The sequence below is a fragment of the Agromyces sp. CF514 genome (assembly GCF_900113185.1).
Classification (GTDB): domain Bacteria; phylum Actinomycetota; class Actinomycetes; order Actinomycetales; family Microbacteriaceae; genus Agromyces.
Map to the genome: position 1 here is coordinate 1427460 of NZ_FOZD01000001.1, position 22849 is coordinate 1450308.

General features: G+C 72.1%; 20 protein-coding genes, 1 tRNA gene and 1 other RNA gene. 11 read left to right on the forward strand and 11 right to left on the reverse strand.

What is annotated here, in order from left to right:
- Window positions 1–8: 8 nt before the first annotated feature.
- Window positions 9–257, reverse strand: a complete 249-nt coding sequence (locus BM342_RS06295; RefSeq protein WP_092964583.1) for a MoaD/ThiS family protein — start codon at window positions 255–257, stop codon at window positions 9–11.
- A 69-nt stretch (window positions 258–326) separates the two neighbouring features.
- Between BM342_RS06295 and BM342_RS06300 the strand changes: the two genes are divergently transcribed.
- Together BM342_RS06300 and BM342_RS06305 are read left to right on the forward strand one after the other, a co-directional pair.
- Window positions 327–1520, forward strand: a complete 1194-nt coding sequence (locus BM342_RS06300; protein ID WP_092964584.1) for a ThiF family adenylyltransferase — start codon at window positions 327–329, stop codon at window positions 1518–1520.
- Window positions 1521–1542: 22 nt separating this feature from the next.
- Window positions 1543–2157 (forward strand): FMN-binding negative transcriptional regulator, encoded by a 615-nt coding sequence (locus BM342_RS06305; protein WP_092964585.1) that lies wholly within the window; start codon window positions 1543–1545, stop codon window positions 2155–2157.
- Window positions 2158–2193: 36 nt separating this feature from the next.
- Here BM342_RS06305 and moaA read toward each other — a convergent pair whose 3' ends face one another.
- The 3 genes from moaA to BM342_RS06320 all read right to left on the reverse strand — a co-directional run bounded on the left by moaA (window position 2194) and on the right by BM342_RS06320 (window position 5570).
- Complete coding sequence (gene moaA / locus BM342_RS06310) at window positions 2194–3258, reverse strand: GTP 3',8-cyclase MoaA (RefSeq protein ID WP_092964586.1); 1065 nt, start codon at window positions 3256–3258, stop codon at window positions 2194–2196.
- Window positions 3259–3337: 79 nt separating this feature from the next.
- On the reverse strand, window positions 3338–4573 hold the full coding sequence (locus BM342_RS06315; protein WP_092966611.1) for a DNA polymerase domain-containing protein: 1236 nt from the start codon (window positions 4571–4573) through the stop codon (window positions 3338–3340).
- A gap of 52 nt (window positions 4574–4625) precedes the next feature.
- The gene (locus tag BM342_RS06320; RefSeq protein ID WP_177232078.1) at window positions 4626–5570 is read right to left on the reverse strand and encodes a helix-turn-helix domain-containing protein; all 945 of its coding nucleotides are present in this window, start codon (window positions 5568–5570) and stop codon (window positions 4626–4628) included.
- 119 nt (window positions 5571–5689) lie between these two features.
- On the opposite strand from BM342_RS06320, the gene BM342_RS06325 reads away from it, so the two are divergent.
- From BM342_RS06325 to BM342_RS06340, 4 genes are all read left to right on the forward strand, one after another.
- Window positions 5690–6145, forward strand: a complete 456-nt coding sequence (locus tag BM342_RS06325) for an SRPBCC domain-containing protein (RefSeq protein ID WP_092966613.1) — start codon at window positions 5690–5692, stop codon at window positions 6143–6145.
- Between the two features lie 107 nt (window positions 6146–6252).
- Window positions 6253–6744, forward strand: coding sequence for a hypothetical protein (locus tag BM342_RS06330; protein ID WP_143109772.1), 492 nt, complete (start codon window positions 6253–6255; stop codon window positions 6742–6744).
- 59 nt (window positions 6745–6803) lie between these two features.
- A complete protein-coding gene (locus BM342_RS06335; RefSeq protein ID WP_092964589.1) occupies window positions 6804–8738 on the forward strand; it encodes a helicase HerA-like domain-containing protein in 1935 nt (644 codons plus the stop codon).
- 35 nt (window positions 8739–8773) lie between these two features.
- Window positions 8774–9436 (forward strand): GNAT family N-acetyltransferase, encoded by a 663-nt coding sequence (locus BM342_RS06340; RefSeq protein WP_255368568.1) that lies wholly within the window; start codon window positions 8774–8776, stop codon window positions 9434–9436.
- 55 nt (window positions 9437–9491) lie between these two features.
- On the opposite strand, the gene BM342_RS06345 is transcribed toward BM342_RS06340, so the two are convergent.
- The 6 genes from BM342_RS06345 to BM342_RS06370 all read right to left on the reverse strand — a co-directional run bounded on the left by BM342_RS06345 (window position 9492) and on the right by BM342_RS06370 (window position 14087).
- Entirely contained in the window at window positions 9492–10046 is a 555-nt protein-coding gene (locus BM342_RS06345; protein ID WP_143109773.1) for a hypothetical protein, read from the reverse strand.
- A 379-nt stretch (window positions 10047–10425) separates the two neighbouring features.
- Window positions 10426–10513, reverse strand: a tRNA-Ser gene (locus BM342_RS06350).
- An RNA gene (gene ffs / locus BM342_RS06355) (signal recognition particle sRNA small type) lies at window positions 10511–10607 on the reverse strand. The genes BM342_RS06350 and ffs overlap by 3 nt, the downstream gene beginning before the upstream one ends.
- Window positions 10608–10774: 167 nt before the next feature.
- Window positions 10775–11740 (reverse strand): SDR family oxidoreductase, encoded by a 966-nt coding sequence (locus tag BM342_RS06360; protein WP_092964592.1) that lies wholly within the window; start codon window positions 11738–11740, stop codon window positions 10775–10777.
- Window positions 11737–12726 carry a bile acid:sodium symporter family protein gene (locus BM342_RS06365; protein ID WP_092964593.1) on the reverse strand — a complete coding sequence of 330 codons (990 nt, stop codon included), beginning with the start codon at window positions 12724–12726 and terminating at the stop codon, window positions 11737–11739. Before BM342_RS06365 ends, BM342_RS06360 begins: the two co-directional genes overlap by 4 nt.
- Window positions 12723–14087 carry a flavin-containing monooxygenase gene (locus BM342_RS06370; protein ID WP_092964594.1) on the reverse strand — a complete coding sequence of 455 codons (1365 nt, stop codon included), beginning with the start codon at window positions 14085–14087 and terminating at the stop codon, window positions 12723–12725. Before BM342_RS06370 ends, BM342_RS06365 begins: the two co-directional genes overlap by 4 nt.
- Window positions 14088–14326: 239 nt before the next feature.
- Between BM342_RS06370 and pta the strand changes: the two genes are divergently transcribed.
- The 4 genes from pta to BM342_RS06390 all read left to right on the forward strand — a co-directional run bounded on the left by pta (window position 14327) and on the right by BM342_RS06390 (window position 19783).
- Window positions 14327–16492, forward strand: coding sequence for a phosphate acetyltransferase (gene pta, locus BM342_RS06375; protein WP_092964595.1), 2166 nt, complete (start codon window positions 14327–14329; stop codon window positions 16490–16492).
- Window positions 16489–17694, forward strand: a complete 1206-nt coding sequence (locus tag BM342_RS06380) for an acetate/propionate family kinase (protein ID WP_092964596.1) — start codon at window positions 16489–16491, stop codon at window positions 17692–17694. The genes pta and BM342_RS06380 overlap by 4 nt, the downstream gene beginning before the upstream one ends.
- An 86-nt stretch (window positions 17695–17780) precedes the next feature.
- Window positions 17781–18464, forward strand: coding sequence for an ArsR/SmtB family transcription factor (locus BM342_RS06385; protein WP_218154895.1), 684 nt, complete (start codon window positions 17781–17783; stop codon window positions 18462–18464).
- Window positions 18461–19783, forward strand: coding sequence for an MFS transporter (locus BM342_RS06390; protein ID WP_177232079.1), 1323 nt, complete (start codon window positions 18461–18463; stop codon window positions 19781–19783). Before BM342_RS06385 ends, BM342_RS06390 begins: the two co-directional genes overlap by 4 nt.
- A gap of 54 nt (window positions 19784–19837) precedes the next feature.
- Here the strand turns inward: BM342_RS06390 and BM342_RS06395 are convergent, their stop codons facing one another.
- Entirely contained in the window at window positions 19838–20212 is a 375-nt protein-coding gene (locus BM342_RS06395) for a TraR/DksA family transcriptional regulator (RefSeq protein WP_255368569.1), read from the reverse strand.
- A 78-nt stretch (window positions 20213–20290) separates the two neighbouring features.
- On the opposite strand from BM342_RS06395, the gene BM342_RS06400 reads away from it, so the two are divergent.
- Window positions 20291–22846: a DNA polymerase III subunit gamma and tau gene (locus BM342_RS06400; protein WP_092964598.1), complete on the forward strand. Its 2556-nt coding sequence runs from the start codon at window positions 20291–20293 to the stop codon at window positions 22844–22846.
- Window positions 22847–22849: the final 3 nt, after the last annotated feature.

Sequence of the window (22849 nt, forward strand, 5' to 3'; positions counted from 1 at the left end):
TCGCGCGCCTAGCCGCCCGCGAACGGCGGCAGGATGTCGACCTGCTCGCCGAGCACGGCAGCGGGATCGCGTTCGACGCGCCCGCCCACGAGGAACGAGCCCGAGCGCATCACGCGTTCCATCGCCGCGCCGTAGCGCGCGAGCAGCGTGTCGCGCAGCGCGCCGACCGTGGCGCCGTCGCCGAGCTCGAGCTGCTCCTCCTCGACGCCGGACGCCTCGGCGGCTGCCGCGAAGTAGCGAACGGTCACGAGGGGCATGCCTCGATGCTACCCACGGTCGTCCGGCGTCGGGGCCGGGCCGCCCGGAGACCGTGCGAGGATGACGGCATGAGTCCCGCACCGCTCGTCGAGCCCGGCCCGCCGCTGTCGGCCGGGCAGGTCTCGCGGTTCAGCCGGCAGCTCATGCTCCCGGGGTTCGGAGAGCTCGCCCAGCGTCGGCTCGCTGCGTCCAGGGTGCTCGTCGTGGGCGCCGGCGGGCTCGGCAGCGCGCTCGTGCCGTATCTCGCGGGCAGCGGCGTCGGCACGATCGGCATCGTCGACGACGACACCGTCGAGCTCTCGAACCTGCACCGCCAGGTGAGCCACGGCGTCGCCGACCTCGGTCGCGAGAAGGTCGACTCGCTCGCCGACACGGTCGCCGCGATCGACCCCGAATGCCGCGTCGTCCGCCATCGCGAACGCCTCACCTCGGCGAACGCGCTCGACGTGCTCGCCGGCTACGACCTCGTCGTCGACGGCAGCGACAACTTCCCGACCCGTTACCTCGTGAACGATGCTGCGGTGATCCGCGGCATCCCGCTCGTGTGGGGGTCGATCCTGCGCTACCACGGCCAGGTCGGCGTGGCCTGGCGCGAGCACGGGCCCACCTACCGCGACCTGTTCCCCGTGCCGCCCTCGCCCGACGAGGTGCTCTCGTGCGCGCAGGGCGGCGTGCTGCCGAGCGTGTGCGCGTGGGTCGGCGCGCTCATGTCGACCGAGGTCGTGAAGCTGGTCACCGGCATCGGCGACCCCCTGCTCGGCCGCGTCACGACGATCGACGCCCTCTCCGGCCGCTCGCGCGAGCTGGCCTACCAGGCCATCGCCGATGCCGCGGAGATCACGTCGCTCGTCGACTACGAGGTCTTCTGCGGGCTCGCGCCGGCTCCGGCGACCGGGGCGCACGGGTCGACGGATGCCGCGCCCACCGCGCTCTCCGGGGCCGCGGCCCCGCGCGGGGTCACCGCCGCCGACGTGCTCGCCCTGGTTCGCGGCGGCGAGGCCGTGCGGCTGCTCGACGTGCGGGAGCCCGCCGAGGCGGCGCTGCGCCGCATCCACGGCAGCGAGCTCGTGCCGCTCGGCGAGCTGGCGGCGGGCGCCGAACTCGCGCCCGGCACCGGCACGCTCGTCGTCTACTGCGAGCAGGACCTCCGTTCGCGGCGCGCCGCCAGGCTGCTCCGCGAGCGCGGACACGACGACGTGGTGTTCCTCGTGGGCGGCATCGACCGCTTCGCCGGGGTCGCCGCCGATCTCATCGAACGCTGATCATCGAACGCCGAGGAACCCCATGCGCCACACCCCCCGCTACCTCATGACCGATCCCGAAGAGGTCAAGCGGCTCATCCGGGCCAACGCCTGGGCGACGTTCGTGTCGCCCGCGAGCACGGGGCTCGTGGCCTCGCACTACCCGGCGATCCTCGACGAGGACGCCGACGGCATCACGATCGTCAGCCATTTCGGCCGACCCGACGAGGTCGCGCACGAGCTCGGGCGGCACGAGATCCTCGTCATCGTGCAGGGCCCGCACGACTACGTGTCGCCCAGCTGGTACGCCGCCGGCGACGTGATCCCGACGTGGAACCACGTCACGGCCCACCTGTACGGCACGCCCGAGCTGCTCGACGACGACGAGAACTACGAGATGCTCGCGAAGCTCACCGACCACTTCGAGCGCCACCACCCGGGCGGCCGCAGCCTCGCCGACGACGAGGCCGGCACGCGCCGGGTCGCGAAGGGCACCGTCGGCCTGCGCATGCGGGTCGACCGGTTCGACGCGCGCGCGAAGCTCAGCCAGAACAAGGCTCCGGATGTCGCGGCGAACGTCATCGCGCACCTCGACGAGCGCAACCCCGGCCTCGCCGACGAGATGCGACGCGCGCACCCCGCCGAGCCGACCGCCTGACGGAGCGGCGCCTGACGGAGGCCGGCATCCGACGGTTCAGCCGCCGATGTAGCTCATCTCGACCTTCGGCCGCGCGGCCCGCAGCTCGGGCGTGAGCGTCGCGCGCACCTCGGAGTACCGGTCGTCGCGCGCTCCCCAGATCGCGCCCATGGCGTCGGCGAGGCCCGCGTCGTCGATGCCGCCGCGCAGCAGCGCGCGCAGGTCGTGCCCCTCCGACGCGAACAGGCAGGTGTACAGGCGCCCCTCGGTCGAGATGCGCGCGCGGTTGCAGCTTCCGCAGAACGCCTGCGTGACGCTCGAGATCACGCCGATCTCACCGCCGCCGTCGAGGTAGCGCCAACGGGTCGCCGTCTCGCCGGGGGCCATGGCCCCGACGGCCGCCAGCGGCATCCGCTCGCCGATGCGCTCGACGATCTCGGCCGACGGCACGACCTCGCCGAGTTCCCAGCCGTTCGACGTGCCGACGTCCATGTACTCGATGAAGCGCAGCGTGAACGGCGTGCCGCGGAAGTACTCGGCCATGGGCAGGATCTCGTGGTCGTTGAGGCCGCGCTTGACGACCATGTTCACCTTGACGGGGCCGAGCCCGGCGTCGTGCGCGGCCTGCATGCCATCGAGCACGCGGCCCACCGGGAACCGCACGTCGTTCATCGCCTGGAACAGCTCGTCGTCGAGCGAGTCGAGCGACACCGTGACGCGCGTGAGGCCGGCCGCCTTCAGCGACGCGGCCTTCATGGCGAGCGCGGAGCCGTTCGTCGTCAGGGCGATCTCGAGCGGCCGACCGTCGGGGGTGCGGAGTTCGGCGAGCTGGGCGATGAGCTCCTCGAGTCCGCGTCGCAGCAGCGGCTCGCCGCCCGTGAGCCGCAGCTTCTCGACCCCGTGGGCCGCGGCGACGCGCGCGATGCGCGTGATCTCCTCGAAGCTCAGCAGTTCGTCGCGGTCGAGGAACGCGTAGTCGCGCCCGAAGACCGCCTTGGGCATGCAGTACACGCAGCGGAAGTTGCAGCGGTCGGTGACCGAGATGCGCAGGTCGCGCAGCGGGCGGTCGCGCGCGTCGGAGAGCCGCCCCGTCGAGGGCAGCCGCATCGCCGTGCTGGTCATGCCGTCCCCTTCCGTGGCGTCAACGCTAACATCGGCGAGCGGATGCCGCGGCGGGGCGTGGGGTGATCGGAACCGGCGCTCACCCCCAGGTCTTGCCCGCCCAGGGGTCGTAGTCGGCCTCGAGCTCGCCCTGCTCGGGGCGTTCACCCTCGGGCACGTGTTGCAGGTTGACCCGCACGCGGTACCAGAGCGAGCTCGAGCCGCGCATGCCGTCGACGAGCACGTCGGCCGGGTGCAGGCGCTCGACGACGTCGGGATGCCTCGCGTTCCACCGGTCGAGGGCCTCGAGCGCCTCGGGCTTCGTCTTCGCGCGCGCGATCTCGATGAGCGGCATGGTCGACGCGCGCCGCCCCGACCCGTCTCCGGCTCGCGGCGGCTTCTCGGCTGGGCCCAACTGCTCGGCCAGCCGGAGCAGCCCCTCGAGGCTTCCCACGGCGGCGGGATCGTCGATGCCGGATGCCGCGTCGCCCCGCTCGGCGTAGCGCTCGAGCACGGTCGGCACGGTGAACCGCTCGGGATGCGAGCCCCCGACCTCGCTCCAGTCGAGCGGGGTCGAGACCCTGGCGTCGGGCAGCGGGCGCACCGAGTAGGCGGACGCGACCGTGCGGTCCTTCGCGTTCTGGTTGAAGTCGACGAACACGCTCTCGCCGCGCTCCTCCTTCCACCAGCGCGCCGAGGCCATGCCTGGCACCCGGTTCTCGACCTCGCGCGCCAGGGTCTCGGCAGCCAGCCGTACCTCGCGGAAGTCCCAGCGCGGCTCGATGCGCACGTTGATGTGCAGGCCGCGCGAGCCTGAGGTCTTCGGCCAGCCGGTGAGCCCGTGGTCCTCGAGCACCTCGCGGGCGACCATGGCGACGTCGACGATCTGCGACCAGTCGACGCCCGGCATGGGGTCGAGGTCCACGCGCAGCTCGTCGGGGTGATCGAGGTCCTCGGCGCGAACCGGGTGCGGGTTCAGGTCGAGGCATCCGAGGTTCACGACCCAGGCGAGCGCCGCGGGATTGCGGATCACGGCCTCTTCGGCCGAGGTGCCGCGGGCGTAGTGCAGCGTCGCCGTGTCGACGAAGTCGGGGTGGTTCTCGGGCACGCGCTTCTGGAAGAACGCCTCGGCGCCGATGCCCTTCACGAACCGCTTGAGCACCATCGGCCGCCCGCCGGCGCCCCGCAGCGCGCCCTCGGCGACGGCGAGGTAGTAGTGCACGAGGTCGAGCTTGGTGATGCCAGGCTCGGGGAACACGACCTTGCCCGGGCTCGAGATGCGCACCTCGTGCCCGTCGACATCGATCGTCGTGGCTTCGCCCTTCGAAGGACTCACGGGTTCCACACTATGGCGCGCGTCCGCCCGGCGACAGGGTCGACCGCGCGGCTCAGCCGACGCCGGTCGGGTCGATGACGGATGCCGCGTCGGCCCGCGAGGCCGCGGCGCGGGCGTAGGCCCGGGGCGTCTGGCCGATGACGGCGCGGAACTGCCGCGAGAAGTGCGCCTGGTCGGCGAAGCCGAGCTCGGCCGCGAGGTCTGCGAGCGGGGGAGCCTCGGCCCCCGCGAGCCGATGCGCCGCCTCCTGCATGCGGTAGCGCCCGATGAGCCACTTCGGCGTGAGTCCGAGCCGGGCGTGCACGAGGCGTTCGAGGCCGCGCAGGCTGAGCCCGGCCTCCGCCGCGAGCTCGTCGGCGCGCACGATCGTGCGGTCGGTCTCGGCGAGCTCGACGATGCGCTGCAGCAGCACGGCCTGGTCGTCGAGCTCGACGCGTTGGCCGCGCAGCCAGGCCTCGAAGGCGGCGGCGGCGGCCGCATCGTCGCCGGCTTCGGCCGCTGCCCGCACCGGGGCGCCGAGGCGGTCGGGGTCGTGCACGCGCAGCTGCTCGACCGGCACCGAGGAGCCGACGAGCGCGTGCATCGGCCGCGGCATGAGCAGGTGCGCGACGCCGGGCTGCAGCAGCGCGCCGACGGCCCAGCCCGCCCCCTCGAGACGCTGCACGCCTCGTCCGCGCTCGGGGCCGTAGAGTGCGGCCGTTCTCGGCTCGACGACGAGGTTGGCCGACGGGTACTCGAGGATGCCCTGCTCGATCACGACGCCCTCCGGCAGCCGCCAGCGCGGCACCCAGAAGTGCCGCACGATGCCGGTCAGGTCGGGCGACGGCGCGAGTCTGGCCAGGCGCACCGGAGCCTCGGGCGAGGCCGCCTGCGTCGACGCGGCCTCGGCGAGCGGCGCGATGCCGGGCTCGTCGGCCGGCCCCGCGAGCACGCCCTTCACGGCCGCGCCCGCGCGCGTGCGCCAGTACTCGTCGCCCGTGGGCCCGCCCCGCTGCATGCCCCCAGTATGACGAGCACGACCGACGTCGCGTTTGTGCAAGACGCCCGCCTGCGGCATCCGTAGCTTTGCGGATGTCGCGGCGCACGGTCGCGACGGAACGACCTGAGGAGCAGACGATGAGCGACTTCGACATGACCCTGTACATCGCGGCCGAGCCGCAGCGCGTGTGGGACGCGATCACGGGCGAGGAGGGCAGCCGTGCCGTCATGTGGGGCTCGGCGCTCCGCGGCGAGCTGACGCCGGGCAGCGGGTACGAGTACGTCGGCCCCGGGCAGGACGGCGACGAGACCGTGCACGTCTACGGCGAGGTGCTCGCGGCCGAGCCCGGGGCGCTGCTGCAACTCACCGAGCACCCCGGCCCGACGTACCGCGAGAACCATGCCGAGCTCACGAGTCGCATGACCTGGCGCCTCGAGCCCGCCGGCGACGACCTCACCAAGCTCACCTTCACGAACGACCGGTGGAGCGACGCGCACCCCGCCGAGGCCGAGACCGCCGAGACCTGGCCGCTCGTGCTCTCGAGCTTCAAGTCGTGGATCGAGACGGGCCGAGCCCTGCCGTTCCCGTCGTGACCGGCGGGCCGGTTGCGCCTGGCGCGTCGGATCTCGGGGTACTCGGAACCGGGTGCCGGGTGCAGTAGGTTCGGGTGACCCACCGAACGACGAACGCGGAGCACACCATGCGGCGAATCCTCGACCTCCGGATCGTGCGGTGGGAGTTCAAGGTGCTGTACATCGCCGTCGCGTGGATCGTCGGCTTCGTCATCGTCAACGCCCTCGTCGCGATCGACACGCCGCCGCTCGTGGTGAACCTCGTCAACCTGGTCACGCTGGCCGGGGCGTTCGCCCTCGGGGTGCGCATCTTCCGCGGGCAGGGCGAGCCCGTCGACCCGCCTCGGCCTTGGTGGCGCATGACGGCGTGGCCGACCCTGAGTCGGCGGCTCGGCATCCTGTTCATCGTCGTGGCGGCGCTGGGGGTCTTCAGCGTGGCGATCGCGCTCGCGGACGTGCCCTCGCCCCGCCTCGAGGGCATGCCGGCACTCGGCACGAGGGTGGGCGGCACCCTCGAATCGGCGGCGCTCGCCGTTCTCTACCTGCATTCGGCGTCGCGCATGAAGCGCCTCGGCATCACGAAGCCCGAGCAGTTCCCTCGGCCCGTGCGGCTGGGGTAGCACGGCGTGCCGCACTCGCGGCCTGTCGCCCCGGCGAGGTACGTCGCTAGCATGGCGACATGGGGGACGACGCGGTCGAGCAGGCACAACGGGCGGCAGCTGAGGCGGCCGAGGCAGCGGCAGCGCTGCAGGCGCAGGCGCAGGCCGCGATCGCGAAGGCCCAAGAGGCGGCGGCACTCGCGCAGGCCGCGGCCGAGGCCCAACAGCAGGCGCAGCAGGCGCAGCAGGCGACGGATGCCGCAGTGGGCGTCGCACCCTCGGAGCCGGCACCCGGGGCGAACGCCGGAGCCGAGCCGCCCGCGACCGCCGAACCCGCGGCAGCGCCCTCCGCTGCTCCCGCGGGGCCGCTCGACGCCGCACAGGTCGATGCGATCCGCGCCGGTTACGAGTTCGAGGGCGCCGCGCTCGAGATGGGTGCGCTCGTGAACGGCGATGCCCTGCCCGACGTGCAGGTGCGCATCCCGCTCGCGATGACGAACCGGCACGGACTGGTCGCCGGTGCGACCGGCACGGGCAAGACCCGCACCCTGCAAGGACTCGCCGAGCAGCTCGCGGCCAACGGGGTCGCCGTGTTCGCGGCCGACATCAAGGGCGACCTCTCGGGCATCGCGACACCCGGCGAGGGCAACGAGAAGCTGCTGAAGCGCACGGCCGGCATCGGGCAGGCGTGGGAGGCGGCATCCTTCCCCGTGGAGTTCTTCTCCCTCGGCGGCATCGGCAAGGGCGTGCCGATCCGCGCGACCGTCGCGGGCTTCGGGCCGCTGCTGCTGAGCAAGGTGCTCGGCCTCAACGACACGCAGGAGTCGAGCCTCGGGCTCGTCTTCCACTACGCCGAGAACCAGGGCCTGGCCCTGCTCGACCTCGAGGACCTCCGCGCCGTGCTGCAGTACCTCACGAGCGACGAGGGCAAGGGTGAGCTCGACGGCCTCGGCGGACTCTCGAAGGCCACGGTCGGCGTGATCCTGCGCGAGCTCGTCGCGTTCGCGGAGTCGGGGGCCGACGTGTTCTTCGGCGAACCAGAGATCGACACCGCGGAGTTCCTGCGCGTGGCATCCGACGGACGCGGCATCGTGAGCCTGCTCGAGGTGCCGGGCGTGGCCGACAAGCCGGCGCTCTACTCGACGTTCCTCATGTGGCTGCTCGCCGACCTCTTCAACGACCTGCCCGAGGTCGGCGACCTCGACAAGCCCAAGCTCGTGTTCTTCTTCGACGAGGCGCACCTGCTCTTCGCCGACGCGTCGAAGGACTTCCTGCAGCAGGTCGTGCAGACCGTGCGGCTCATCCGCTCGAAGGGCGTCGGCATCTTCTTCGTGACGCAGACCCCGAAGGACGTTCCCGCCGACGTGCTCGCCCAGCTCGGCTCGCGGGTGCAGCACCAGCTGCGCGCGTTCACGCCCGACGACGCCAAGGCGCTGCGGGCGACCGTCTCGACGTACCCGAAGTCGGGCTACGCGCTCGAGGAGGTGCTGACGACGCTCGGCACGGGTGAGGCGATCGTCACGGTCATGAACGAGAAGGGCGCGCCATCGCCGGTCGCGTGGACCCGCCTGCGCGCCCCGCAGGCCCTCATGTCGCCGACTCCGGATGCCGCGATCGACGCCGCCGTCGCGGCCTCGCCCCTGCAGGCGAAGTACGGCGCGGCCGTCGACCGCGAGTCGGCGCACGAGATCCTCACCGCCAAGATGAACGCCGCCGCGGCGGCCGCGCAGGCCGCCGAAGACGCCGCCGCGAAGGCGAAGGCCGACGCCGAACTCGCCAAGCAGCAGGCCGCCGTCGAGAAGCAGCGTGCGAAGGAGGAGAAGGCCGCGCAGGCCGAGTACGACCGCATGATGAAGCGCACCTCCGGCACGACGCGATCCACCTCGACGCGCAGCACGAGCGGCTCCCGTGCCAAGGACGCGTCCGTGCTCGAGCAGGTGCTCGGCTCGAAGGCCACGCGCGACGTGCTCACGAGCGTCGTGCAGGGCATCTTCGGCACGCGGCGTCGCAGATGAGCTCGCGGCGGCCGGATGCCGTAGGCTCGCCGTTCGTGCACGAAGAGACGACCGACGAAGCCGCCACGGCCACGCGGCATCCGTTCATCCGCTCGTACCAGGCCACGGATCGCGACGACGTCGCGCGCATCTGCACGCTCACCGCCGCGGGCGGCGGCGACGCGAGCGGCGTCTACTCCGACGACCTGCTCATGCCCGAGGTCTTCGCGCTGCCGTACGTCACCTACGAGCCCGACCTCGCGTTCATCGTCGACGACGGAGCGGGCCGGGCGGTCGGCTACATCCTCGGCGTCGCCGACACGGCCGCCTTCGTCGACTGGTGGAACCGCGAATGGACTCCCGGCTTCGTCGCTCGTCACCCCGAGCCCGGTCCGGCGACCGGTCGCGAGCCGAAGTTCACCGAGCAGGAGCTGCTCGACTCCGGCCGCAAGCCCGAGCGCATGCTCATCGCCGAGCTCGATGCATACCCGGCGCACCTGCACATCGACCTGCTGCCCGAGCTACAGGGCCAGGGCTTCGGCCGCGGGCTCATCGACACGCTGCGCGACGCGCTCGCCGAACGAGGCGTGCCCGGTCTGCACCTCAGCATGGACCCCGGCAACGTGAACGCTCGCGCGTTCTACGACCGACTCGGGTTCGCCGAGCTGCCCTCGAGCAAGCCGAACTCGCCGCTGCTCGGCATCGCGACCGCCCGCTAGGCCGGTCGGCCGTCGGCCGAGGAGCGGAGCGTCTCGAGACCGGCCCCGCTCGACCTCAGCGGGTGAGCGACCGGCGCTCGAACCAGTAGAGCAGGTTCGGGTCGGTCTCGCGCAGTTCGGCGAGCGTGACGGGTTCGCTCCGCACGGTCTCATCGACCTCGAGGATCTTGGCGACCTGGTCCATCGTCGAGGTGTTCCAGAACCGTCCGCGCATGCGGAACACGCCGCGCCCTGCGCGGTTCACGACGAACAGTTCCTGCGTCGTGTCGAGGCTGCTGCCGCGGTAGAGCTGCACGCGCAGCACTGTGGCGATGTCGCTCGCGGGCACCGTGTAGGTGCCGCCGAAGAAACCCCGCTCGACGATGCCGTAGCGGCTGACGGACGCCTGCGTGCGCTGGTACGAGATCCAGCCGATCACGAGCAGTGCCGCGAGGATCGCGCCCGCCCAGGCGACCACCGACCAGGCTCCGGTCGGATCGAGCACCCACAGTTGGGCCGCCAGGATCGGCAGCACGAGGGCCGCGATCGAGAACCCGATGTTGCGGCCGAGGGTGCGACGCGGCCTCAGGGTGTGCACCCTGAGGCCGTCGCCCCTTACTGCCCCGGCCACGATGGAGGAGCCCCCTGCGTCCCCACTCCGTGTATCCATCTGCGCCGCTGACATCTCTGAAATCATGCGGGAGAGGCCCGTGGCCGCGCTATTCCGCATTAATGAGGACACGGATGCCGCTGGCGGCCGCACCGGGTGCGAGATCCGCGGATCTCCGCGGTTCCCGGGCCGGAATACCCCCCGGTTTCGCCCGCTGGGAAACCCATGGGAATCGGGTCGGCGGGGCGGAGACGACGAAAGCGCCCACCCTTCGGGCGAGCGCTTTCGTCATCTGCGGAGAATGGGGGACTCCGTCGCTCGGCTCCGCCTCGCTCCTCCCCGAATCCGCAGTGTCCAGGAATGACGAAAGCGCCCACCCTTCGGGCGAGCGCTTTCGTCGTGGCGGAGAATGGGGGATTCGAACCCCCGAGGGCTTGCACCCAACACGCTTTCCAAGCGTGCGCCATAGGCCACTAGGCGAATTCTCCAGTGACCCCTCACGCACCCGCCAGAGCCCGGTTACCCTTGCTGCGTTTCCGCCCTGGGGGAGTTGGCCTGGATGGCGCCACGTGAGGAGCCTCCGACAGTCTACCCGAGCCGCGCGCCCGAAAAGTACGCACGGTTCGAGCAGGGTCCGACGGCCGAACTCCGGACGGTGGCTGCGGCGCGCCGTGCGGCGTCGCCGGGCGCGCGGCGTTTCGGCCGCGACATCCGGACTTCGACCGCTCGAAGCCCGGGCAGGGCGGGGACTAGGCGCGGGCGGCGAGCTCGGGATGCCGCGCCGCGAGGTACGCGTCGAACGCCTCGCGGCTCGTCTTCGCGGGCGTGTAGCCGAGCTCGGCCTTGAGCCGTGCGTTGTCGAGCACGGGACGGTAGCGCAGGAACCCGACGCGATCGGCGTCGTGCACCGTGAGCCTGAGCGCGTGTCCGACGCGCAGCGCGCCGGCGAGCAGCGCCGGCGAGAGCTCGAGCGTGGGCGTGCCGAACGCCTCCGCGATCTCGGTGACGGTGACCTTGCCGTCGCCGGCGACGTTGAACGCCCCGGTCACGGTGCCCGTCGCGCCCTGCACGATCGCACCCACCACGTCGTCGACCCAGATGAACACGAACGGGCTCTCGGAGCCGCGGATCTTGAGGATGCGCCGCCCCTCCCACAGCGCCGTGATCTGGTTCGAGACCGACGGGCCGAGGATCGTGCCGATGCGCAGCACGACCTGGCCGAGCTCGGGGTGCGACTCGCGGTACCCGGCGAGCAGTTCCTCGACCATGCGCTTGTGCCGCGAGTAGCTGAACTCCTCGTTGCCGCGGATCGCATCGTCTTCGGTCAGCCACTCGGGGCTGTCGGCGTGGTAGCCGTACGCGGCGCCCGACGACGACACGACGATGCGCGCCACGCCGTGGGCGACGGCCGCCTCGAGCACGTTTCGGGTGCCGTCGACGTCGACGCGCCGCTCGACGTCCTCGCTCAGCCCGCCGGGGTTCACGATCGCGGCCAGGTGCACGATCGTGTCGATCGCGTGCCGCTCGACGACGGCCGAGACCGTCGCGGCATCGGTCACGTCGCACGTCTCGACGACCACGCCGTCGGGAACGGATGCCGCGGGCGGGCGCACATCTCCGGACACGACGAGTTCGACGCCGGGGTGGGCGGCGAGGGCGCGCACGGCGTTCGAGCCGAGGAATCCGCTGCCGCCGGTGACCAGCACGCGGCTCATGCGGAGGCCTCCGGGTCGGCCGGGCGGGAGCCGTCGGCGGCGACCAGCACCGACGAGGCGCCTGCGAGCGATGCCGCGCGCGCGGCATCCGCCTTGCGTGTGACGCGCGCCCAGACCGTCGCGAGGGCGAGGCCGGCGATGATGTCCCAGATGCCCCACCAGCCGGCGACGATCGCCATGCCGCCGATGCCCCCGAAGAATGTGAACACGAGGCCGAGCCCGAGGCCCGCATTGCGGATGCCGACCTCGAACGTGATCGCCTTGCGCTCACGGCTCGGCAGGCCGCCGATGCGCGCGCTCGCGTAGCCGAGGCCGAGCGCGATCGCGTCGTGCAGGAACACGGCGACGAGCACGACGCCGATGTAGGCCATGAAGACCGCCCAGTTGCCGATGAGCGCAATCGCGATGAATCCGACGAGCGCGGCGAGGCTGATCCAGCGGGCGTACGGCTGCACGCGCTTCGCGAAGGTCGGCCACTTGGCCCGGATCAGCAGGCCGGCGAAGAACGGCAACCCGATGATGAGGAAGATCTCGAGCAGCATCTGCCAGCCGTTGAGGCTCACGGTGCGCACGAGCTCGGACGCCGTCGGGTGGAGGCTGCCCCAGAACACCACGCTGATCGGCAGGATGAAGATGTAGAGCACGTTCGCGACGGCCGTCATCGACACCGAGAGCGCCACGTTGCCCCGCGAGCGGTAGGTGAGCACCTGCGAGATGTTGCCGGGCGGGCAGCACGCCACGAGGATCATGCCGAGCGCGATCGACGCCTGCACGTTCAGCAGCAGGGTGAGCCCGAACGTCACCGCGGGCAGCAGCACGATCTGCGCGATCATCGCGATGATCATGGCCTTCGGGGCCTTGAGCACGGCCGTGAAGTCCGACGGCGCGGTGTCGAGCGCGATGCCGAACATGATGAAGCCGAGCACGATGTTCAGGGCGATCATCGAGCCGGGCGTGAAGTTCAGGACGACGTCGTCGATGTTCATGCGCGGGCCTCCTGGGCTGCGGTGGAGCCGGTCGGCGCTTCGGTGACGGATGCCGCGGGCAGCGTGCCGAGCAGCCGCTTCACGGTGCCCCGGTAGGCGTCCTTGTTGACGTAGTACGACATGCGTTCGAGCCCGAGGTACTTGTAGCCGCCGCTGAGGTCGGGCCACGCGGCATCCGCTCGCCTGCGGAACGCCGCCGCGGCTTCGGGCGCGTCGCGCTGGGCGGCGAGGTAGGCGGCGATGAGCTCGGCCTGCTCGTAGCGGCCCTGCCAGCCGATGCCTGAGGCCTCGATCATGCCGAGCACGAACAGTCCGTTGAACGACGGCGGGAACATGTTGAGGAAGAGCTTCGGCGAGGCCTGCGTCCAGTTCAGGTGCTCGCGATCGACGAACGGGTAGTCGAGGTGGTACCCGGTCGCGAGCATGACGAGGTCGTACTCGCCCGAGGTGCCGTCGGAGAAGTGCACCGTGCGGCCGTCGAAGCGGTCGATGTCGGGCACGATGCGCAGGTCGCCCTGGCCGAGGTGGTTCAGGATGAGCGTGTTCACGATGGGGTGCGACTCGTAGATCCTGTAGTCGGGCTTCGGGAAGCCGAACCGCACCGGGTCGCCGGTGAACGCCTGGAGCACCCGCTTGTCGATGAACTGCTTGATGGGCGCGGGCAGCGGGCGTCCCTGGTTCAGGGTGTCGGAGGGCTTGCCGAAGAGGTACCGGGGCACGAAGTAGTAGCCGCGCCGGACCGACAGGTCGACGGATGCCGCGTGGTGCACCGCGTCGACGGCGATGTCGCAGCCCGAGTTGCCCGCGCCGATGATGAGCACGCGCCTGCCGTCGAACGCCTTCGGCGACTTGTAGGCGCTCGTGTGCATGATCTCGCCCGAGAACTCGCCGCGGAAGCCCGGCACGTTCGGCTCGGCGAGCGTGCCGTTGGCCAGCACGACGCCCGAGTACTCGCCCGTCGTCTCGCCGTCGGGGCCGACGGCGGTCACGCGCCAGCCGTTCGAGCCGGGCGCATCGCCGTCGGCGACGGGCAGCGGCTCGACCGAGGTCACGCGCGTGTCGAAGCGGAAGGGCTCGCGCAGGCCGTACTCGTCGGCGTAGGCGCGGAAGTACCCGAGCAGCTCGCGGTGGCTCGGGTAGTCGGCCGTCGAGGCCATCGGGAACTCGGCGAACTCGGTCGTCGTGCGGCTCGAGATGAGGTGGGCCGATTCGTACATGGTCGAGCGCGGGTTGTCGATGTTCCAGAGGCCGCCGACGTCGGGGCCGGCCTCGAATCCGACGAAGGGGATGCCGGCGCGGCTGAGCGCTCTGGCTCCGGCGAGGCCCGATGGGCCCGCTCCGATGAGGGCGATGGGGTTCACTGGTGGTCCTGTGCTGGGTGCGGGCCGTTGGGGAGGCGGCGCGGTGGGGGAGTGCCCGGCTGACGGGCCGACCCAGCATAAGCGAACAACGCTCGGTTCCGTGCACGCGCTCTCATGCCGGGCCGCGGGCCCGCGGAACCCGGACCCGGCGCCCGACTCGGCGCCCGACTCGGCGCGCGACCCGGCCCTCGCGGGAGACTCCCAGACGGCATCGAGCCGACGCCCAATAGGCTTGCAACGTGGCGCACGGCATCTACATCTGTTCTGCTGAAGGCAACACCGGCAAGTCGACGGTCGCACTGGGGGTGCTCGACACGTTGACGAGGCGTGCGACGCGCGTCGGCGTGTTCCGGCCGATCGCCCGGTCGACCGACGAGCGCGACTACGTGCTCGACCTGCTGCTCGCGCACGACGCGGTCGTTCCCCTCGCCTACGACGAGGCCATCGGCGTCGACTACGACGCCGTGCACGCCGACCCCGAGGGGGCGCTCGCCGAGATCGTGCGCCGGTACAAGGCCATCGAGCACCGCTGCGACGCGGTCGTGATCCTCGGCTCCGACTTCACGGATGTCGGCAGCCCCACCGAGCTGGCCTACAACGCACGCATCGCGGCGAACCTCGCGGCGCCCGTGCTGCTCGTGCTCGGCGGCCGCGTGGGCGGTGGGCGCGAGCGCTCCGAGCACCTGGGGCAGTCCGAGGCCCGCACGCCCGACGACCTCGCCCAGCTCGCCGAGATCGCGGTCGAGGAGCTCGCGCGCGAGCACTCCACGCTCCTCGGCGTCGTGGTCAACCGCGCCGACGCCGAGCGTCTCGACGACATCGTGGCCGCCCTGCGGCCGATCGCGGGCCGGGTGCCGGCGACCGAGGCCGCCGGGCACGACGCCAGCGGCGGGGCATCCGTCGCCGTCTGGGCCATCCCCGAAGACCAGGTGCTCGTGGCGCCGTCGGTGCGCTCGATCATGGCCGCCGTCGACGGCGAGCTCGCCACGGGCGACCCCGACCTGCTCGACCGCGAGGCGCTCGGGGTCGTGATCGCGGCCATGTCGATGGAGAACGTGCTGACGCGTCTCATCGAGGGCTCGGTCGTGATCATCCCGGCCGACCGAAGCGAGGTGCTGCTCGGCGTGCTCACGGCGCACGCCTCGGCGAACTTCCCGTCGATCTCGGGCATCGTGCTGGTGGGCGGGTTCCCCCTCTCCGAACAGGTCGAGCGGCTCGTCGAGGGCCTGCGCGCCGGCCTGCCGATCATCCGCACGGCGCTCGGAAGCTACGACACCGCGGTCGCGATCACGCAGACGCGCGGTCGGCTCGCGGCCGAGTCCCAGCGCAAGCGCGACACGGCCCTCTCGCTCTTCGAGAAGCACGTCGACGGGCAGGCGCTGCTCGACCTGCTCGACGTCGCAGCACCCGAGGTCGTGACGCCGCTCATGTTCGAGTACGGCCTGCTCGAGCGTGCGAGGAGCGCGCGCAAGCACATCGTGCTGCCAGAGGGTTACGACGACCGGGTGCTCCGCGCAGCCGCCACGCTGCTCACGCGCGACGTCGCCGACCTCACGATCCTCGGCGAGGAGATCGAGATCCGCTCGCGCGCGATCGGCCTCGGCCTCGACCTCTCGAAGGCCGCGGTGCTCTCCAACCACGACTTCGTGCACGTCGCGCGCTTCGCCGAGGAGTACCAGCGGCGCCGCGCGCACAAGGGCGTCACGCTCGAGCAGGCGCGCGACACGGTCCAGGACGTGTCGTACTTCGGCACCATGATGGTCGAGCTCGGGCTCGCCGACGGCATGGTCTCCGGTGCCGTGCACACGACGGCGCACACGATCCGGCCCGCGTTCGAGATCGTGAAGACGAAGCCGGGCGTCGAGGTCGTCTCGAGCGTGTTCCTCATGGCGCTCGCCGACCGCGTGCTCGTCTACGGCGACTGCGCCGTCGTGCCCGACCCGACGGCCGAGCAGCTCGCCGACATCGCCATCTCCTCGGCGCGCACGGCCGCCCAGTTCGGCATCGAGCCGCGCGTGGCGATGCTCTCGTACTCGACCGGCGAGTCCGGCTCGGGCGCCGACGTCGACAAGGTGCGGCGTGCGACCGCGATCGTGCGCGAGCGGGCGCCCGAACTCGCGGTCGAGGGCCCGATCCAGTACGACGCGGCGGCCGATGCTGCAGTCGCACGCACGAAGCTCCCCGAGTCGGATGTCGCGGGGCGGGCGACGGTGTTCATCTTCCCCGACCTCAATACCGGCAACAACACCTACAAGGCCGTGCAGCGATCCGCGGGCGCGGTCGCGATCGGACCCGTGCTGCAGGGGCTCAACAAGCCCGTGAACGATCTCTCGAGAGGGGCCCTCGTGCAGGACATCGTGAACACCGTGGCGATCACGGCGATCCAGGCGGCCGACGCGTCATGAGCATCGTCCTCGTCGTCAACTCGGGTTCGTCTTCGCTGAAGTACCAACTGCTCGACGTCGAGACGGGGCATCCGCTCGCGAGCGGGCTGATCGAGCGCATCGGCACCGCCGACGGGCACGTGAAGCACACGGCGGCGGGCGGTGACGGCGAGCCGGTGGTGTGGGATGCCGCGGTCGACGCACCCGACCACGACGCGGCGTTCGGGGTCATGCTCGAGGCGTTCGCCGCGAACGGACCGTCGCTCGACGACCACGCGCCCGTCGCGGTCGGCCACCGGGTCGTGCAGGGCGGAGCCCGGTTCTTCGAGCCCACCGTCATCACCGAGCTCGTGAAGATCAACATCGACGAGCTCTCGGTGCTCGCACCGTTGCACAACCCGGCGAACCTCGCCGGAATCCGGGCCGCGCAGCGGGCGTTCCCCGGAGTGCCGCACGTGGCGGTGTTCGACACCGCGTTCCACCAGACGATGCCGCCCGCGGCTTACACGTACGCCATCGACCGCGCGCTCGCCGAGAAGCACCGCGTGCGCCGGTACGGCTTCCACGGCACCTCGCACCGGTTCGTGTCGCGCGCGGCCGCCGAGTTCCTGGGCCGCCCGGTCGAAGACCTGAAGCTCATCGTGCTGCACCTCGGCAACGGCGCATCGGCCTGCGCGGTCGACGGCGGCCGCTCGGTCGACACGAGCATGGGCATGACGCCGCTCGAGGGCCTCGTCATGGGCACGCGCTCGGGCGATCTCGACCCGGCAGTGATCCTGCACCTGCAGCGCCGGGCCTCGCTCGACGCCGATGCGACCGACCGCCTGCTCAACTCGCAGAGCGGCCTGCTCGGCCTCAGCGGGCACGCCGACATGCGCGACCTCGAGGCCGCACGAGCCGCGGGCGACGAGGCGTCCGTCGTCGCGTTCGACGTGTACGCGCACCGCCTGCGCTCGTACATCGGCGCGTACGCGGCGCAGCTCGGCCGGGTCGACGCGATCGTGTTCACGGCGGGCGTCGGCGAGAACTCCGCGACCGTGCGCGCGGCGGCGCTCGACGGGCTCGACTGGTTCGGCGTCGAGGTCGACGAGGCCCGCAACACCTCGTCCGACCGGGGCTCCAGGCGCATCTCGACCGATGCCTCGCGCACGGCCGTGCTCGTCGTGCCCACGAACGAGGAGCTCGAGATCGCACGCCAGACCTTCGAGGTCGTCGCGGGCTGAGTGCGACCGACTCGGCTCCGGACCTCTGCACGAGATCTTATGCAAGAAATGTTGTGCAAGAAGTCTTGCTGAACTAGCATCGGGGCATGGACGAGCGCGAGAACCCGATGTCGGATGCCGCGGCGAGCCGAGGTGACGACCCGGGGGCGAGCCCGACGGGTTCGCCGAGCCCGGAGCGCACCCCGGCGACGCGACGGGCGGCCGACGGACACGTCGACCTGCAGGACGCCGGATCCATGCGCGCCCTCGCGCACCCGCTGCGGCTGCGCATCCTCGGGCTGCTGCGCCTCGAGGGTCCGCACTCGGTCGGCATGCTCGTCGAGGCGACGGGCGCGGCATCCGGGTCGATCAGCTACCACCTGGGCACGCTCGCGAAGCACGGCTTCGTGGTGCCGGCGCCCGAGCGCGAGCGCGACGGCCGCGAGCGGTGGTGGAAGTCGGCGCACCAGATCACCGTGCTGCACGCCGAGGACTACCTCGGCGACCCCGAGCGCCGCGAAGCGGCCGAGGCCATGCGGCGGACCGTGCTCGAGTCGTACCACCGCGAACTGCTCGACGCGCTCGACGCCGAGCTCTCGCTCGAACCCGAGTGGGTCGCGGCGTCGGACTCGAGCGACGGCGCCGCGCACCTCACCGTCGACGAGATGCGCGAGCTCACCGCAGACCTCGATGCGGTGCACGAGAAGTGGTGGGCGCGTGGGCGCGAGCGCCGACCCGGCACCCGCACCGTGCGCTGGATCACGCACGTCTTCCCGCGGAGCGAGTCGTGAGCCGCGACGCCGAGGTGCTCGGCGAGACATCCGCGCCCCGATCGACGGATGCCGCGCGCCGCCGCCTGCCGATCCTCGCGCTGTTCGCGGCGCAGTTCTTCTCCCTCACGGGCAACGCGATCGCGCTCATCGCGATCCCGATCATCGCGCTCCAGCAGACCGGATCCCCGTTCGCCGCCGGCGTCGCCGGGGTCTTCGCGACCGTGCCGCTCGTGATCGGAGGCGCGTTCGGCGGGGTGCTCGTCGACCGCTTCGGTTACCGCGTCTCGAGCATCTTCGCCGACGTCGCGAGCGGCGTCACGGTGATCGCGATCCCGGTGCTCGCGGCCACGACCGGACTGCACTTCGGCGTGCTCCTCGCCCTCGTCTTCCTCGGCGGCCTGCTCGACCCGCCGGGCGACACCGCGAAGACCGTGCTGGTGCCCGATCTCGCCGCGCTCGCGCGCATGCCCCTGACCCGCGCGGCCGGCATCCAGTCGACCGTGCAGCGCACCGCGACCCTCATCGGCGCGGGCATCGCCGGCGCGGCCGTGGCGCTCGTCGGGCCGATGCCGGCGCTCGTGTTCGATGCGGCCGGGTTCCTCGTGTCGGCGCTGCTCGTGCTCGCGTTCGTGCCGCGTGCGGCGGCGAAGGCCGCCGAGGCGCATGCCGGTGCAGACGATGGCGTCGAGGGCGGTCGGAACGACGCCGAGCACTCCGCAGCCGGATTCGTGGCCGGCATCCGATTCATGGTGCGCACGCCGTTGCTGCTCGCGGTGGTGCTGCTCGTCACCCTGACGAACGCGATCGACGCCGCGGGCATGACCGTGCTGAAGCCCGTCTATGCGACCGACGTGCTGGGAGAGCCCGCACTGCTCGGCGCGATGATCGCGTGCTTCGCGGTCGGGGCGCTCACCGGCTCGGCGGTCTTCGGCTGGATCGGCCACCGCGCGTCGGGCCGGGTGATGTTCGCGGTCTGCTTCATGCTCGCGGGCACGCCGCCGTACCTGGCCATGGCCTTCGAGGTGCCGCTGCCGGTGCTGTTCGCGGTGCTGGTCGGCTCGGGCCTCGCGGCGGGCATGCTGAACCCGATGATCGCGACGGCGATGTACCAGTCCGTGCCCGACGGCATGCGGGCGCGCGTGTTCGGCGCCATGACCGCCGGGGTCGCGGCCTCGATGCCGCTCGGAGCGCTGATCGGCGGGCTCGCGGTCGAGCAGGTCGGCCTCGTGCCCACCCTCCTCGGCGCCGGCTGCCTCTACCTCGTGCTCGGCGCGAGCCCGCTGTTCATCCGGGCGTTCAGCGGTCTGTCGGCTGGTGCGACGCGCGCATCCGGATGACGGATGCCGCGGCATCCGCCCATCGAACCTCGCCGCGAGCCGCGGCGCGCGTCGTCAGCGCACGTGGCGGGCGCAGTCGATGCAGAGCTCGGCTGTGGGACGGGCGTCGAGGCGGGCCACGGTGATGCGCTTGCCGCAGTTCGTGCAGAAGCCGTAGCTTCCGTCGGCGATGCGGGCGAGCGCGTGGTCGATGTCGGCGATCTCGGCGCGCACGTCGGCGAGCACCGCGGTGCGCTGCGACCACTCCTGCGTCATGGTCGGGCCCTCGGGGTCGTGCTCGTCGTCGGCGGTGGCGTCGGATCGCGCGATGCGCACCGCCGTCATCGCGTCGTCGAACTCTGCCAGGCGCTCTTCGGCGTCGGCGCGCTCGGCGCGCAGCCTGGCCTCGAATCTCGTGAGCTGTGCCGGTGTCATCGTCGTCGCCGTCATCACGCCCCCTTCCGGTCACCGCATGCTACGCCTGCCACGTCCGGAACGCGTGTCGGACGCGGCAACTACGATTGAGCCGTGGTCACCGCCCTGTATCGCCGTTACCGGCCTGAGACGTTCGCCGAGATGATCGGACAGTCGCAGGTGACCGATCCGCTCATGACGGCGCTGCGCACCGATCGCGTCAATCACGCCTACCTGTTCAGCGGCCCGCGCGGCTGCGGCAAGACCACGTCGGCGCGCATCCTCGCGCGCTGCCTGAACTGCGCAGAGGGCCCCACCGACACCCCGTGCGGCACGTGCCCGAGCTGCGTCGAGCTCGCGCGCGGCGGCGGCGGTTCGCTCGACGTCGTCGAGATCGACGCGGCGAGCCACAACGGCGTCGACGACGCGCGCGACCTGCGCGAGCGCGCGGTGTTCGCGCCTGCGCGCGACCGCTACAAGATCTTCATCCTCGACGAGGCGCACATGGTCACCCCGCAGGGCTTCAACGCGCTGCTGAAGCTCGTCGAAGAACCGCCCGAGCACGTGAAGTTCATCTTCGCGACGACCGAGCCCGACAAGGTGCTGGGCACCATCCGCTCCCGCACGCACCACTACCCGTTCCGGCTCGTGCCGCCGGGTCCGATGCTCGAGTACGTGCAGCAGCTCTGCGCCGAAGAGGGCGTCGAGGTCGCGCCCGGCGTGCTGCCGCTCGTCGTGCGCGCGGGCGGGGGCTCGCCGCGTGACACGCTGTCGCTGCTCGACCAGCTCATCGCGGGCTCCGAGGGCACGAGCATCGACTACGAGCGGGCCGTCGCCCTGCTCGGCTACACCCACGGCGCGCTGCTCGACGAGGTCGTCGACGCCATCGGCCAGGGCGACGCCGCCGGTGCGTTCGCCGCGGCCGACCGGGTCGTGCAGACGGGTCAAGACCCGCGCCGCTTCGTCGAAGACCTGCTCGAGCGCCTGCGCGACCTCATCGTCGTCGCCGCTTCGACTCCAGAGGCCGCCGCGGCCGTGCTGCGCGGGGTCCCCGCCGACGAGCTCGCACGCATGAGCACGCAGGCATCCGCCTTCGGCGCGGCCGAGCTCTCGCGCGTGGCCGACCTCGTCAACCAGACCCTCACCGAGATGAGCGGGGCGACCTCGCCGCGCCTGCACCTCGAGCTCATGCTCGCTCGGGTGCTCGTGCCCGCCATCGACGACACCCAGCGTGGCGCGATCGCCCGCGTCGAGCGCCTCGAGCGTCGCGTCGGGGTCACGGATGCCTCGGGCGAGCCGTCGCGCGACGATCGTGCCGCCGCGCCGGCTCCCGTCCGGGCCCCTGCCCCTGCGCCGGTCGCATCGGTGCCCCGTTCCGCGGATGCCGTGCCCTCGGCCGCGGCGGCGACCGTGAACGCGTCGGTCGACGCTCCGGCCTCGGCCGGCTCGGCATCCGAGCCTGCCGCCTCCGCGTCGTCGGCACCGGCCGCCGGACCCGATCCCGCTCGCGTGTCCGTGCCGATGCCGAAGCCCGTCGGGCCGGTCACCCTCCAGCAGATGCGCGACGCCTGGCCCGAGGTGCTCGCCGCGCTCCAGCGCGTCAAGCGCACCGCCTGGATGGCCGCGCTCACCGCGCAGGTCATCGACTACCGATCCGACGACGACGTGCTCGTGCTCGGATTCCCCAGCCAGAACGACGTGAACGATCTCAAGGGTTCGGCCGGCGCCCAGAGCCCCGCCGAGCTGCTGCGCGCGGCGATCACCGAGGTGCTCGGCATCCAGGTCAAGTTCATTCCGCGGGTCATCGGCGCGCAGGCCCCGACGCCTCCCGCACCTGCGGGGCGTCCTGGCGACGGCGGGGCATCGAGCTCCGCGTCGACGGCGCCTGCGCCGTCCACCGCTTCGGCGTCGGCACCCGCGCCGACGGCCGTCGCGCCGGCCGGTGTCGCCTCGAAGGGCCGGCCGTCGACGCGCGACGCCCAGCAGGCTCCGACCTCGGATGCCAGTGCTTCGAACGCCGGCTCGTCGAAGGCCGGTGCTTCGAAAACCGGAGCCCCGAAGGCCGGAGCCTCGAACCCCGCGTCCTCCGGGCCCGTCGATTCGTGGGCCACGGTCGCGATCCCGAGCGACGAGCCGGTCGCCGCTGCGCAGACCTCCACCGGGCGAGCCGGGACCGCGACCGCGGTGCTCACCCGCGAGGCCGAGCCTCCGGCGTCACGCCAGGTCGAAGCACCGCAGGTCGCCGAGGTCGCGCCCGCCGCTGCGGTCGCGCCGGTCGCCGAACCCACGTCACGCGATGCAGCCCGATCTGCCGAGCCGGGCGTGCCCGCCGACGCCGACGCGCCTCCGCTCGACGAGGAGCCGCCGTTCGACCCCGACTACGATCGGGGTGCTCCGGCCGACGAGCTCGGCGGCGGTCGGCCGCAGGCTCAGCGGGCGACCGCTCCGGCGGCCTCTTCCCCGACCGCCGCTGCCGCAGCCGAGTCGAGCGCCGCCGGAGCCCCGGCGCGCGCGACGCGTGCATCCGGTCGGCCGAACGCGGGCTCCAGCGCCGCGAACGGCGGCGGCATCCAGCGCTACGGCGAGGCCGTCGTGCGCGAGGTGCTCGGCGCCACGTTCCTCGAAGAGGTCGAGGCGCCCGCGCGCCCCGGCTTCGGTGAGCGGGGGTAGCGC

What these genes read in the sequence shown, in the direction of transcription:
- BM342_RS06380 (WP_092964596.1), top strand. Translation starts at nt 16,489, where the DNA reads ATGAGCATCGTCCTCGTCGTCAACTCGGGTTCGTCTTCGCTGAAGTAC.
- moaA (WP_092964586.1), bottom strand. Translation starts at nt 3,258, where the DNA reads ATGACCAGCACGGCGATGCGGCTGCCCTCGACGGGGCGGCTCTCCGAC.
- BM342_RS06300 (WP_092964584.1), top strand. Translation starts at nt 327, where the DNA reads ATGAGTCCCGCACCGCTCGTCGAGCCCGGCCCGCCGCTGTCGGCCGGG.
- BM342_RS06305 (WP_092964585.1), top strand. Translation starts at nt 1,543, where the DNA reads ATGCGCCACACCCCCCGCTACCTCATGACCGATCCCGAAGAGGTCAAG.
- BM342_RS06325 (WP_092966613.1), top strand. Translation starts at nt 5,690, where the DNA reads ATGAGCGACTTCGACATGACCCTGTACATCGCGGCCGAGCCGCAGCGC.
- BM342_RS06395 (WP_255368569.1), bottom strand. Translation starts at nt 20,212, where the DNA reads ATGACGGCGACGACGATGACACCGGCACAGCTCACGAGATTCGAGGCC.
- BM342_RS06360 (WP_092964592.1), bottom strand. Translation starts at nt 11,740, where the DNA reads ATGAGCCGCGTGCTGGTCACCGGCGGCAGCGGATTCCTCGGCTCGAAC.
- BM342_RS06320 (WP_177232078.1), bottom strand. Translation starts at nt 5,570, where the DNA reads ATGCAGCGGGGCGGGCCCACGGGCGACGAGTACTGGCGCACGCGCGCG.
- BM342_RS06385 (WP_218154895.1), top strand. Translation starts at nt 17,781, where the DNA reads ATGGACGAGCGCGAGAACCCGATGTCGGATGCCGCGGCGAGCCGAGGT.
- BM342_RS06330 (WP_143109772.1), top strand. Translation starts at nt 6,253, where the DNA reads ATGCGGCGAATCCTCGACCTCCGGATCGTGCGGTGGGAGTTCAAGGTG.
- BM342_RS06365 (WP_092964593.1), bottom strand. Translation starts at nt 12,726, where the DNA reads ATGAACATCGACGACGTCGTCCTGAACTTCACGCCCGGCTCGATGATC.
- BM342_RS06295 (WP_092964583.1), bottom strand. Translation starts at nt 257, where the DNA reads ATGCCCCTCGTGACCGTTCGCTACTTCGCGGCAGCCGCCGAGGCGTCC.
- BM342_RS06335 (WP_092964589.1), top strand. Translation starts at nt 6,804, where the DNA reads ATGGGGGACGACGCGGTCGAGCAGGCACAACGGGCGGCAGCTGAGGCG.